Raw genomic sequence first — 13,170 nt, forward strand, 5'->3', positions numbered from 1 at the left:
CGGCGATGTCTTCAGACAAGCCCTATTTTTTGCCTAATTCTATCTCCGGTCCTGGGCCAGGAGCAGATAGAGAGAAAGGTTTGTTTTCCTCTTTAACACCTCGGTTCAAGGCTGGTTTGTCGCCCATGACAAAGCTCAAGGTTCCGCCGGCGGTGATATCTGCGTGCCGGATATAGTTGTGGTCATAAGGCTTGCCGTTGAGCGTAGCCGACTGGATGTACACGTTCTGTTTGCTGTTATTCTTGGCTTCCACGGTGAACTTTTTGCAGTTCTCCAGCGTGACAGTGGCTTTCTGGAACACCGGGCTTCCGATGACATATTGATCGGTGCCGGGGCACACGCTGTAGATGCCCAGGGCGCTCAGCACGTACCAGGAAGAGGTTTGGCCTTGGTCTTCATCGCCGGGATAGCCGTTCTCGGTGGAGTTGTACAGACGATCCATGACCATGCGCACTTTCTCCTGCGATTTCCAGGGCTCGCCGCCATAATTGTAGAGGTACGGCATGTGCTGGATGGGCTGGTTGCCGTGGGCGTACTGGCCCATGTTAGCCATCACCATCTCGGTCATCTCGTGGATCATTCGACCATAAGAACCTACTTTCACGGTATTGGGTACACTGAACACCGAGTCTAATTTGGCCGTGAACCGCTTCTCGCCGCCCATTAGTTTAATCAACCCTTGGATATCCTGGAACACCGACCACTGCCAGTGCCAGGCGTTGCCCTCGGTGAAAGGGCCGCCCCATTCCACCGGGTCGAAATTGGGCAGCCACTCGCCGTTTTCCTTGCGGCCGCGCATGAACCCGGTGCCGGGGTCATACACGTTTTTGTAGTTGTACATATTCCGGGCGAAGAGCTGCTCATAGAAAGAGTGACCAGTGAGTTTGGCCAGTTGGTAGCCGCAGAAATCGTCGTAGGCGTATTCCAGGGTTTTCGCGGTGGCTTCGCCGTGACGGGGCATGGAAACGTAGCCTAGCGTGTAGTAATCTTTCCAGCCTTCGCGTCCGTTGGCCGGTCCCCAGGGACCTTTGTTCGTGGCTTCGTGGTAATAAGCGTCTAAGGCGCGCTTGGGGTCGAAGGTGCGGATGTTTTTCACCCAGGCATCGGTGAGCAGGGAAATGGCGTGGTTCCCGATCATACTGCCCGCCTCGCCGGGAAACGACCAGGAAGGCAACCAACCGCACTGGTCCTTGGCATCTAGCAGGGCCACCATGTAGCGGCCGTGCATGGTGGGGTGCAGGATAGAGTTCAGTGGAAACTGCGCCCGGAAGGTGTCCCAGAAACCGGTATCGGTGTACATGTAGCCCTCGTGCACTTTGCCGTCATACGGGCTGAAGTAGTAAGGCTTGCCGTCTTTGTCGTATTCAAAAAACTGGCGCGAAAACAGGCTGGCCCTGAAAAAACAGGAATAGAACGTGGCTTTCTCTTCCTCGGTGCCACCCTCTACCATCACCCGGCTCAGGTGCTTGTTCCAGACTGCCTCGGCGGCGGCTTTGGTGTCTTCCAGCTTCTTGTGCTTGCCTAGTTCTCTGCTTAAGGTAAGTTCGGCCTGCTCCGGGCTGATGTACGAGGAGGCTACTTTCGCCTGTACTTTTTCGCCGTCTTTAAACTGCACGTACGCGCCAACGCCTTGCCCTTCGCCAGACAAATTGCCTGCGGAGATCTTGCCTTCTTTGTTTTCCCAGGTTCCCTGGCTGATGAACGGTTTGTCAAAAACGATTACGAAATAGCTCTTGAAGTTGTCCTTCAGCCCGCGGCCGTTGTGCACATAGCCAATGATTTTCCGCTCCTTAGGGATGATCTTCACCATGCTGGCGCCGGTGTAGCCATCCAGCACGATGTAAGATCCTTCGGTTTTAGGGAACGAGAAACGAGCGTGCACTCCCCGCTCCGTAGGAGACATCTCGGTGGTGATGTTGTTGTCTAGTTTTACTTTGTAGTAGTGCGGTTTTGCGACCTCGTTGGCGTGGCTGAATTTGGTGGCTCGCTTGTCTTCGTGCACCTCCAGTTTCCCGATCACCGGCATCAAGGAGAAAACTGCGTAGTCATTGGACCAGGAACTGCACTGGTGCGCCTGCTGAAATCCTCTGATGGTGTTTTTGGAATATTGGTATTTCCAGCCGTCGCCGTTCTGGCCGGTTTGAGGCGTCCAAGTGTGCATTGCAAACGGCAGCGCGGTGGTGGGGTAGGTATTGCCGCGAGTCAGGTCAAAGGAAGAATTGGTACCCTGCAAGGTGTTCACATACTGCACCAGGCTGGGTGTCCCTGCAAAGCTTGAGGCGCTGCAAAGCCAAAGAAAGAGGAAGAAGAGGAATCTTAATTTCATCTGTGTTTTCAATAAAGGATATGGAAAGCGTAAGCGAAATCAGGAGTAAGCCAAGCCGTTTTCCCAATGGTTTTCAGAAAACAGGCTAAAAACCACTACGGGTGGCAATATATATCTATGAGATCTGGTCAGGAAGTGCCAGGCACAAGCCCTACAGACTATTTGGTCCTATTCGGTTGCCTCCATTTTGGACACCCACTGGTTCTCCACGCCCCAGGTTTTCTCCGGGGTGCTGGAAGCCACAATCGTCAGGTTCCCACCCCTGGTGATTTCATCGTGGGTGAGCCAGTTGCGGGTCAGTTTCTCTCCGTTCAGGTAGGCTTCTTTCACGTAGCAGGCCTTTGCCGTATGGTCATTGACTTCGATGGAAAAACTTTTGCCATCCGGCCAGTTGAATGCCACCTTTTCAAACAGGGGGACGTGCAGGTAGTACACCGGCCAGCCCACGGCGGCGGGGTACACGCCCGTCGCCGCAAACACAAACCACGAGGACATAGCACCGGCGTCATCGTCCATGGTTCTGAGGTAAGCGGCCGGTTGGTTTTTGAAAATGGGTCCTACGTAAGAACCAATCCCCCGGCTGTTGTCATTGAAATAATGCTGCACCACGGTATCTACCGCCAGCTTGTGCATCAGGGCCTGGGCTTTCCAAGGCTCTGCAGAGGCATTGTATAGCGTGGGCACCTGCAGGTCTGGTTCGTTGGCCCGGTTAAACAGATCCCGCCCGAAGAACTCATCCAGTTGCTGCACAAAAGCCTCCTTACCGCCGGTTTGCCCAATCAAACCTTTCACGTCAAAGGGCACCGACCACCGGTACTGCCAGACCGTGCCCTGGTACATGCCCCGAACCGACATCCGATCCACATCAGGTCGGGTAAGGTCTTTAAAGTCTTTGTTCCAGTAAGTTTTGTATTCCAGCGCTTTTTGCCGGTATCTCTTGCTCAAGTCTTTTTGGCCCAGTTCCGCTAGAATCTGCGACAAAGCCCAGGCGTCATAGGAAGACTCCAACGTTTTGTCTGGACGAGAGTAATCCAGTTTGTTTACCTCCTGCACCAGTGAGTCACAGATGGATTGGACTTTCAGCGGATATCCTTTGCGGTAAGCATCCAGCAGCACCACAATGGCGTGCTCGGTTCGCACGGTATTGGACGGCTCATGCGCGGTGGCGTAGTCTTTCTTGCCGAAGCGGTACAAGTTGGCAATGGATGACGCGATGTTCCGGAACTGGTCTGGATACACCAATGACAGTAAAGGAAGCTGCGTTTTGTAGTTGTCCCAGATAGACCAACCATTATAGACCTGTGTCTGAGAAGTTTGTCTTGTACCATCCGTGGCTCGGTAGGTTCCATCGTTCTCTGAGACTACGTAGGGCGACTGCAACGTACGGTACAATAAAGAGTAAAAAAGCTTCTCTCTTTCTGGATCCCCCTTCACCTGGATATGCCCTAACATCTGGTTCCAATCCTGGGCGGTTTTCAGCTTGATTTCCTCAAAAGAACCTGTTTCCAGAGAAGCTTTGGCATAAGAGACATCCACCGAAGAGAAGCCAATCTCAATTTCCGCCACTTTCTGATCAGTGGGCAACGTAGCAATTAGCTGGTGTTTACCTTGTTGAGACCATTGCACCGGTTGCCGGAATCTCAGGTAATAATACAGCCGATAGGTGCCCGCGCTACAGGTGGTTTTAGAATCGATCCAGCCGCTCACAGAACTACCATCCATAGAATGTTCCTCAGCTACAAACCGATTCACAAAGGCATGGCTTAGGTCAATAGAAATGCCCTTCTCCCCGGCCGGAAACTGGTATCGCTGCAAACCCGATTTTTTGTAGACCGTCATCTCGGCTTTGATCTGGTTGGAGAAGCCCACCTGGTAAAATCCGGGTCCGGCCGTTTCCGATACTTTAGTAAGCGTAGAGGCTTTCGGGTCTTTTCCCAAGAAGGGTTTGAGGAGGATATTGCCACCGCTTCCCTCACAGCCAACACCTTCAAAACGGTTCAATGTAAACCCTAAAAACGTTTTAGCAAGATATTCATACCCCATGTGCGTAGTAGGATACGTCTGCGGCCCGATGCTCATCATGCTAAAGGGATAAGACGCTGCCGGAGACAGTTGCCCATGGTCACCGGAGGAACCCAGGAAGACATTTACTAACTCCGTTTTGGCGGTGTTTTTCCCAAAAGGCCCCGAAAACGAGGTTCCCTTCTCCGTCTTTTGAACAGAGCAGGAACAGAAGAAAAACACAGTAAAACAGAAAGTCAAAAGTCTCATTCTATATCCTCGGGGCATTAATGGAAGGCTTCTCAACATCCAGCAACATTGTTTTGCAGTAGCGTTTTGGGCCTGTTTTCAAGAAATTACCTTTCCTCTGAAAAGCTTCGGTTTAGAAGGTTTGGTTTCTGCTTACAAGGCTGGGTTGGCGGCGTATTGCTGCCACAGTTCATCCACAGTTTTGCCGGTCAGTTTCACCCACAGTTCAGGCGTGTAGGTGTTTTTCCGGAGGGCGGCGTCCAGGCTGTCCACTATCTTCGGATTATTGTTCTTTTCCAGCCAAGCCAGAAAACGGCCGGTGATGCGGTAGCTGTTGGTGTAGTGGTGCTGTGGATTAAACGGCGTCAAAGACCAGCCTCCGCCGGCATTGTCTACGCCAAATTTATAGCGCACGTAATCAGTGATGCCTTCGGTGAGCCAGCCCGGGCCTGCCTCATTAGGGTAGGCTTGCACCAAATGAAATACCTCATGCGTGACCACGTCAATGTCGCCGGGGTGTTGTAACATCCAGAGCGGGCTGTACCGGATAATGCCGTCGCTGGCGGCCGCTACTCCCTGGTAGGCCGGGTCAATGATGAAAGTGACTTTCTTGGTGGTGTTAGGGTTGAACCGAGCCGCTTCCTTGGGATAGACTTTGAAGAAAGTATCGATCATCCGGTTTTTGATCTGCTCGCCTTGATGCGCAAACGCCTGGTCACGGTTGTAGAATACAAGCGTGTAAGGACCTTTGGTGACAGAATCTTTGCTGATGTAATTCCCGATGTACATCCAGTCATCAATGCGGTCTTTGTTTTTCTCCTGATTTGGGCCCTGCGCACAAGCAGCGGTAACGGAACCAAGAACCAGCAAAGAACCTATTAAAAATCGTTTCATAAGGATAGGGGATATTATGAGTAAAATACTTCTAAGGGCAGAACTAACTCTATTTCCTTAAGGCGCTGGCGGCTTCCTCTTTCTCCAGCAGGCTGCCTTTCCAGGAGCTCGCCGCCCCGATCAGGGCTGACTCCTCTCCTAGCTCGGCTACCCGGATGGGGATGGATAAACCTTCATTTTGCAGCTGCTTCTCCAGCTCCCCGGAGAACAGCGGATAGGCTTTTGAGATGTTGCCGCCAATCACCACCATAACCGCACCCAGGGGTTTCACGGCCAATTTTATAAAATCGGCCAAATTCCGCCCGAACTCATTGAAAACAGTTTGCACGGTAGGGTTCTGGGAAGCCAGATCAACCAGTTCTTTCACGCCTTTCACTTCCTGCCCGGTAAGCTCCCGGAACCGGTTCACGAACCAGCGGGTAGAAAGGTAATCCTCTGCGATGCCTTCTTTGAAGGGCGAGTTCCACAGGTCAGCGTCTTCCACTTTGCCGTGGTGGCACCAGGCCGAACCCAAACCGGTACCTAAGGTTAGACCCAGTACTTGTTCTACGCCCTGGGCGGCGCCGCAGAAAACTTCGCCCAGCAGGAAACATTCGGCATCGTTCAGAAACCGGATATCGTCTGCCTGCACTAAAAGCTTTTCTGCCAATAATTCCTTTACATTCAGTTTGTAGAGGATGTCGTATTTATTCTGGTCCTTGATAAGGGAAACGCCATTGGGATAATCAAACGGACCCGGCATGGCAATCCCGATTTTACCGGAGGAAGTCCCGTCAAACTTCTGGGCTTGCTGAATGACGTCACACCAATTGTCAATGATTTCCTCTACGGAGCCCTGCGTGTTTATTTCCCTCCTGACATAGCTGCCTGACACGAGGGCACTCGTTTCCATGTCCACAAGGGCTGCGGAGATATGTGAGCCTCCCACATCAATGCCCACTACTGTTGTATGATTCATATACTGTTGATTTTGCACCTGATGAAAGCCATGCTCCGGTTACAGAAACCTTCTCTTTGCCTTACTTAGGATGGACTTTTGCTATTCTTTTAATTTCGCCAGTCTCCCACTTTGAACAGGAGACCGGCTTCCAGCTCGAAACATTAGAAAGATTTTCTTCTCCTTATTTCCCGTTCTGGGTGACGTACTGCGGTTTGGAGAACGAGTAAGGGAAGGCACTCTCCTCGGTTCCGCGCTTGGTGTTGGGCTTATCCCCCATATCGAAGCGCAGTTTGGCGCCTTTCAATAATTCATAGTGACCAACCCAATTCTTCTCGTGCTTCTTGCCGTTGAGTTTCAGGTCCTGCACGTAGAGGTTGTCTTTGCTGTTGTTGGGTGCCTCAATCTCCACCTTCTTGCCGTTCTCCAGTTCCAGGGTCATCTTGGGGAAGAGCGGTGCACCTAATACGTACTGGTCGGTGCCGGGGCAAACCGGGTAGAAGCCCATGGCGCTGAACACGTACCAGGCCGAGGTCTGGCCGTTGTCCTCGTCGCCGCAATAGCCGTCCGGAGTTGGTTTGTACATGCGGTTCATGGTCTCGCGGGCCCAGTACTGGGTTTTCCACGGCTCTCCGGCGAAATTGTACAGGTACGTCATGTGCTGGATAGGCTGGTTGCCGTGCGCGTACTGGCCCATGTTGGCGATCTGCATCTCCCGGATTTCGTGGATCACACCGCCGTAGTAAGAGTCATCAAACACCGGAGGCAAGGTAAACACCGAGTCCAGTTTCTTCACGAAGTTCTGTTTGCCGCCCATCAGGTCAATGAGGCCCTGCACGTCATGGAACACTGACCAGGAGTAATGCCAGCTGTTTCCCTCGGTGAAAGCATCGCCCCACTTGAACGGGTTGAAAGGTGCTTGGAACTTGCCGTCCTTGTTCTTGCCGCGCATCAGGCCCGTGGCCGGATCATAGAGGTTGCGGTAGTTCTGGCTGCGTTTGGCGTACAGGTCGATCTCGGCCTGCGGTCTTTTTAGCGCCTTGGCTAATTGGTAAATGGCAAAGTCATCGTAGGCGTACTCCAGGGTGCGGGCGGCGTTCTCATTGATGTTCACGTCATAAGGCACGTAGCCCAGCTTGTTGTAGTACTCCACCCCTTTCCGGCCGATGGCGGTGATAGGGCCTTCGTTGTTAGCGCCGTGCACCAGGGCTTCGTAGAGTTTCTCAATGTCATAGCCGCGCAAGCCTTTCATGTAGGCATCCGCCACCACTGAGGCCGAGTTGTTCCCGATCATGATGTCTGAATAACCCGGGCTGGACCACTCGGGCAACCAACCACCTTCTTTGTAGTCGTTGATGAGCCCTTCCTGCATTTCTTTGTTGATAGCAGGGTACATAAGGTTCAGGAAAGGATACAAGGCCCGGAACGTATCCCAGAAACCAGTACCGGCGAAACGGTAGCCGTCGTGCACTTTTCCGGTATACGGGCTGTAGTGAACCACCTTGTTAGCGGCGTTCAGCTCATACATTTTGTGGGGGAAAAACAGCGTGCGGTAAAGGCAGGAATAGAACGTGCGTTGCTGCTCCTCGGTACCGCCTTCCACTTTGATGCGACCCAGGGTTTTCTCCCACCGGTCGCGGGCTTTGGCCATGGTAGCATCAAAATTGTCTTGCGCCAGCTCCCGGCTCAGGTTCAGTTCGGCCTGCTCCTGGCTGATGAAAGAAGAAGCGACTTTCAGATTCACCTTTTCACCCTTGCTGGTTTTAAACCCGATCACTGCGCCCGAATGGTTAGAGGTGAGTTCCAGGGAATCTCTGCCCGTTAATGCCTTGCCGCGGAAGGTGCGGGCCAGCACGATAGGTTTGTCCACGTAGATGACGAAGTGATTTTTGAACTCCTTCAATGGGCCGCGGGCGTATTTGGTGGTATAGCCCACGATTTTCCGCTCTTTGGGCAGCACCTTCACGTAGGAACCCTTGTCCAGCGCATCGATCACGATGAACGAGCTGTCTGACTTGGGGTAGGTGAACCGGAACTGGGCGGCGCGCTCGGTGGGGGTAAGCTCGGCGGTTACGTCGTGGTCGGCCAGGTAAACGCCGTAGTAGTAAGGCTTGGCCGTCTCAGATTTGTGGGAGTACCAGCTGGCGCGGCCATCCTGATCGAACTTCATCTTGCCCGTCACCGGCATGATCACGAACTGGCCGTAATCGTTCATCCAGGGCGAAGGTTGGTGCGTCTGCTTGAAGCCCCTGATTTTGTCGGCGGCGTAGGTATAGGCCCAGCCGTTACCCATCGTGCCGGTCTGCGGCGTCCAGAGGTTCATGCCCCAGGGCACCGCCACCGCCGGGTACGTGTTCCCGTTGGAGAGCTCCGGCTTGGAATCGGTGCCCATTAACGGGTTCATCAAGTCCACGGGGGATACAACTGTTTTTTTAGAGATCTGAGCGGAAGAGAAGAACGGAGCGCTTACCAGAAGCCAAAGGAGAAGTTTTTTCATTTGATGGAGGCTTTTAATATTGCCTGAAGCTTGATTTGATGATTTGCAGAAAACAGCCTTTCAGCTTTGCTGGCTCGTCTGACAGAGACCCCATACCTTAAGGAGTTTGGGGAAGGACGGACGTTTTTAAGCTGTTTTCTGCAAATTAATGCTAAAACGTTTTAAAGCGATAATATAAACTATTTTTTATTGCGCGTTCCAGAGCGAGGCTCTCAAACCTAACTCAAAACTTCCCTTCACCCCAGTAAGATTGTCCAGAGCCGGAGAACCAGTGGTATACATCCCGGTAAGCGCCAAGCGTCTTTTCACGTCTACCCCGAAGCCGAAGGTCACGTTCTCTGAGCTGTGATACATGCCAAACACGTTGAACTGATTGTCCACAAAAGTTAGGTTAGCACCTGCATCAATGAGATCATCATATCCTTTCACGCCACGGTACACCACTTTTGGCTCCACTCCTACATTGGAACCAAGGGCAATCTTATAGCTGGCGGCGGCAAAGTAGGTGGAACGGTTGATAGTGTTATTTTCATTCAGGCTCTTGTCTAGAAAAGCCCTGATATTGGGAAAAGAGCCTTGAATCGTGAGCTTCGAATCAGTGTAGGCAATCCCAACTTCCCCTTCAAAATAAGGCCCCTGGTCTTTGAATCTGGCAACGGTGTTGTCATCCACATCGCCCACCAGCTCGTCCATGTCAATCTGCTCGTTCACTACCCCGGCAGACAACCCAAAATGCAACTGGCGGGTACTTTGGTTCAAAGGCAGGTGATACGAATAGGTAGCCATGGCTCTGGATCTTTTCAGCAAGCCCTCGCGGCTCTGCCCTAGGTTCAGGCCAAGGCCTACTTTGTTGCTCAGGCCGTAATCTGCCGTGATGGCCTCCGTGGAAGGAGCATCAGAGATGCTCCCCCACTGGTTGCGGTAATGGAGGTTTACCCTTAACCCACCATTCACCCCAGCCATGGCCGGATTAGCCAGGTACTGATTTTGAAAATAGATTGCTTTCAAAGGGTTGATCTGGGCCACACTCTCCTGCACCAGTGCTAGGCAGCAAAAAATCAGGAGAAATAATGGTAGCCCTTTGTTTAAATTATATAGCTTTTTCATATGGCTTTCTATTTTTAATCACGAAGAATAGTGAGGGCTCCTTTTGCGGGAGAAATGCCTGAACCTAAGTCAATCACATAGTAGTACACGCCTTGTGCTAACGGCGAGCCATTGTAAGTCCCGTTCCAATCATTCGCATAGTTCTCTGTCTCGTACACAACTCTACCAGCAGTGTCAAAGACCCTTAACTTGCTGCCTGGATAGGTATTAATGTTCCAGATTACCCAAACATCGTTCTTCCCATCACCATTAGGAGTTAGAATATTGTTGGCCTGTAATTTCACGCCACCCTCTACCTGCACGGTAAACTGAGCTTCCCTGGTACAACCTTCAGCAGTGCTGGCAGTTACTTTGTAAACGTATCCCTGAGTTGGCTTAATAGAGAGCACATTGCTGTTCTGTCCGCTGATAATGCCCGGACCGTCTGCCCAGGTGTAAGTGTAGCCTTCCTCGCCGGTCACTGTCAACTGGATGGTTTCCCCTCTTGGTACTTTTTCATTGCGGTTAGCAGCAATGCTCATGTTTAACTCATAAGAAGTAATCTTGAAGGTTCTGGTGAAGGTGTCGGTACCATTATTCAAGGTGCCACCGTCGTCTTTCACAGTCACGGTCACTGTAGCTTCTCCGGGCTGTCCTTTTACCAACTTGTATTTAAGAGTGGCTTTTCCATTTTCCACTTTGCTTACAGATAACTCACTGAAGAGGGCGCTTCTGTTGGTGGTAACGGAGAGGCTCAGCTGCTGGCCTGGCTCAGATGCTAACCCCTCTAATGGAAGGGTATAGGCATCTACCACATTACAACTTTTCTGATCAGCGATTGCAGCCAAAGTAGGCGCTTGGTTTGAACCACTGGTAATTGTTTCTGCCACGGAAGAATAAGGGGCATTGATTCCAGATGATTGACTGTACTCATTGATTGGCCTTATTCTGTAGTAATAACGAGTGGCTAATTGAAGCCTTTCGTCTGTATAGGTGGTTACGTCAGCGGCAACAGTTTGGAGCAAGGCATAAGAGGTTCCGTTCGTAGACCGCTCAATCTGAAATTCGGTCTCGTTTTCTGACTTATCAACCCAATCCAACTTCACCTGGTTTTCTGACAAGGTAGTAGCCACCAGATTTTCGGCTGGCAAGGGCAGTCTTTCATCGTACAAAGTGGTTCCACTTATGATAGGTGAAAAGATAGAATTACCCGATGCACTTATTGCTTTTACCCGATACTGGTAAGTGGCTAGCACACCCAAATTGGTATCAGTATAAGTGGTAGTACCAGCAGTAACTGAATTCAATCTAGTGAAAGTGGCTCCGTCTGTTGATCGCCAGATTTCATACTCTGTTTCGTTGGCCACATCGCTCCAACTGAGGGTAAGTGTACTTTCCGTTGGGTTCGTAATATTAAAATTACTAGGTACAGCTGGCGCATTCTGGGGAATTCCCCAAATTTGCCATTCTGACATCTGGGTACCACTAGAACCATTATTAGCAGTAACATCTAATTTGAAATACTCATACGTCTCATTGTTTTTGAAGGAAAACGCATTTTCCTGAAATCGCCCTGTAAAAACTTGATTTTTGCGCGTGTCAAGAACGGTCCAGGTTGTTCCATCTTTTGATCCTTGAAAAGTCCAGTCTTTTGGATCTCTGTCAGGGAAATCATTTGCTGAAACAATCACGTATTTTGTAACAATTGCATTAGAAGCAGTGGATTTGTATTGTGCCCAAAACACCTTTGCAGGCGCTAAGTATTTTGTTGCAGAACTATTATCTATGAAAAAAGAAGAACCTTCTCTCTCAGGATTGCCGTTATCTACAGAAACAGTCAGCTTGCCTCCATTATCAGTTAAATCCACCATAGCACCACTATAATTTAGCGTTCTGGTGCTACTCACGACAGAATAGCTAGAATTTAGCTCTGCTCCTATGGTTCTGACCCGATAGTAGTATTTGGTGTTTTGCGTTAAGTTTCTATCAAAGAATACTTTTGTGTTTGCGGTTACAGTGGCTATTTTGGCAAAATTAGTCCCATCTAAAGAGCGCTCGACTTCGAATCCTGTTTCGTTTACACTAAAATCAGTCCAGGTCAGATGAACTTCATCACCAGCCGTACTAAATGCAGTCAATGCTGACGGTGCTACAATTGCATCTCCCTCAAAGAGCCGCCACTCGGCCAGCTGGAAAGTGCCACCACTTTTAATGGCACTTATATTTAACCGATAATAGGCGTAAGCAGTGTTATTGGCAATTGTATATGCTTTGGTTTGAAAGCGTTCAGTAAACATTTCTCCGGTACGGGTGTCTAATACCGTCCAGTCAGTTCCGTTTTGTGAGCCCTCTAGTTTCCAGTCTTTAGGGTCTCTATTTGGATCATCGTTAGCTGAGATTAGTATATATGTTCCCACTGTGGCGGGTGCGGTTAACTGTAAGCGCATCCATTGTTCGCCTGGCCAATTCGATAGAAACTTTGAGCCAGAATTGTTGTCAATTACTTTGGGAGACCCCTCATCGGCTGTCTGGCCTCTATCGTTTTCCTTAAATACAGTCAGAACACCACCTCTGGCGGTAATATCAGGATTTTGAACCGCCTCAAAGAGCCGCCATTCGGCCAGTTGGAAAGTGCCAGCTCCATTCAGAGCCGAGATGTTCAGGCGGTAGTACGTGTAAGGAGTCGTATTACCTATATGGTAGGTTTTTGTTTGGAAGCGCTCCGAAAATGTCTCGCCTGTACGTGAATCAAGTTCTATCCAGGTTGTCCCATTGTTAGATCCTTCCAATTTCCAATTCTTCGGATCACGTTCTGGGGCATCATCTGCAGAAACGAGGGTGTAAGTTCCAACTGCAGCTGGTTCTGTTAGTTGGTACTGTAACCACTGGGCATCTGGCCAGTGCGACAAAAACTTTGTGCCTGCATCATTATCAATGACACTGGGAGATCCTTCCTTGACATCTTTCCCCCCATCATTCTCTCTAAATACCGTCAGAATCCCCCCTTTTGCCGTGAGGTCATCCTGTGCGGTGGCTTTATTGATAACGCTGAATGTAAACAGCGCACAAAGTGCCACCCTCACAATTTGTAATAATTGTTTCATATATGATTTTTTAAGGATATATGGAAAATCTAAATATTCTTTTAGAATCCTTTTGAGTTGAGGTGTGGCTAAGTTC

The 13,170-nt window shown here is 50.4% G+C and carries 7 protein-coding genes; all 7 read right to left on the reverse strand.

The window, feature by feature from the left end:
- Nucleotides 1-22 precede the first annotated feature (22 nt).
- The 7 genes from H7U12_RS10080 to H7U12_RS10110 all read right to left on the reverse strand — a co-directional run bounded on the left by H7U12_RS10080 (nucleotide 23) and on the right by H7U12_RS10110 (nucleotide 13,094).
- The gene (locus H7U12_RS10080; RefSeq protein WP_186636889.1) at nucleotides 23-2,326 is read right to left on the reverse strand and encodes a GH92 family glycosyl hydrolase; all 2,304 of its coding nucleotides are present in this window, start codon (nucleotides 2,324-2,326) and stop codon (nucleotides 23-25) included.
- A 168-nt stretch (nucleotides 2,327-2,494) separates the two neighbouring features.
- Nucleotides 2,495-4,636 carry a glycoside hydrolase domain-containing protein gene (locus tag H7U12_RS10085; protein ID WP_206683909.1) on the reverse strand — a complete coding sequence of 714 codons (2,142 nt, stop codon included), beginning with the start codon at nucleotides 4,634-4,636 and terminating at the stop codon, nucleotides 2,495-2,497.
- Nucleotides 4,637-4,729: 93 nt separating this feature from the next.
- Nucleotides 4,730-5,470: a basic secretory protein-like protein gene (locus tag H7U12_RS10090; RefSeq protein ID WP_186636900.1), complete on the reverse strand. Its 741-nt coding sequence runs from the start codon at nucleotides 5,468-5,470 to the stop codon at nucleotides 4,730-4,732.
- Nucleotides 5,471-5,519: 49 nt separating this feature from the next.
- Nucleotides 5,520-6,428, reverse strand: a complete 909-nt coding sequence (locus tag H7U12_RS10095; RefSeq protein WP_186636904.1) for an ROK family protein — start codon at nucleotides 6,426-6,428, stop codon at nucleotides 5,520-5,522.
- A gap of 163 nt (nucleotides 6,429-6,591) precedes the next feature.
- Nucleotides 6,592-8,904, reverse strand: coding sequence for a GH92 family glycosyl hydrolase (locus H7U12_RS10100; protein ID WP_186636908.1), 2,313 nt, complete (start codon nucleotides 8,902-8,904; stop codon nucleotides 6,592-6,594).
- Between the two features lie 186 nt (nucleotides 8,905-9,090).
- On the reverse strand, nucleotides 9,091-10,011 hold the full coding sequence (locus H7U12_RS10105; protein ID WP_186636916.1) for a PorP/SprF family type IX secretion system membrane protein: 921 nt from the start codon (nucleotides 10,009-10,011) through the stop codon (nucleotides 9,091-9,093).
- 14 nt (nucleotides 10,012-10,025) lie between these two features.
- The gene (locus H7U12_RS10110) at nucleotides 10,026-13,094 is read right to left on the reverse strand and encodes a T9SS type B sorting domain-containing protein (RefSeq protein ID WP_186636917.1); all 3,069 of its coding nucleotides are present in this window, start codon (nucleotides 13,092-13,094) and stop codon (nucleotides 10,026-10,028) included.
- Between the last annotated feature and the right edge of the window lie 76 nt (nucleotides 13,095-13,170).

Origin of the sequence: Rufibacter sediminis, from assembly GCF_014269285.1 — a bacterium.
Lineage (GTDB): Bacteria > Bacteroidota > Bacteroidia > Cytophagales > Hymenobacteraceae > Nibribacter > Nibribacter sediminis.

Excerpts from the sequence above, each read along its gene's own strand:
- H7U12_RS10105 (WP_186636916.1), bottom strand. The coding sequence starts at position 10,011 with ATGAAAAAGCTATATAATTTAAACAAAGGGCTACCATTATTTCTCCTG.
- H7U12_RS10100 (WP_186636908.1), bottom strand. The coding sequence starts at position 8,904 with ATGAAAAAACTTCTCCTTTGGCTTCTGGTAAGCGCTCCGTTCTTCTCT.
- H7U12_RS10110 (WP_186636917.1), bottom strand. The coding sequence starts at position 13,094 with ATGAAACAATTATTACAAATTGTGAGGGTGGCACTTTGTGCGCTGTTT.
- H7U12_RS10090 (WP_186636900.1), bottom strand. The coding sequence starts at position 5,470 with ATGAAACGATTTTTAATAGGTTCTTTGCTGGTTCTTGGTTCCGTTACC.
- H7U12_RS10095 (WP_186636904.1), bottom strand. The coding sequence starts at position 6,428 with ATGAATCATACAACAGTAGTGGGCATTGATGTGGGAGGCTCACATATC.
- H7U12_RS10085 (WP_206683909.1), bottom strand. The coding sequence starts at position 4,636 with ATGTTGAGAAGCCTTCCATTAATGCCCCGAGGATATAGAATGAGACTT.
- H7U12_RS10080 (WP_186636889.1), bottom strand. The coding sequence starts at position 2,326 with ATGAAATTAAGATTCCTCTTCTTCCTCTTTCTTTGGCTTTGCAGCGCC.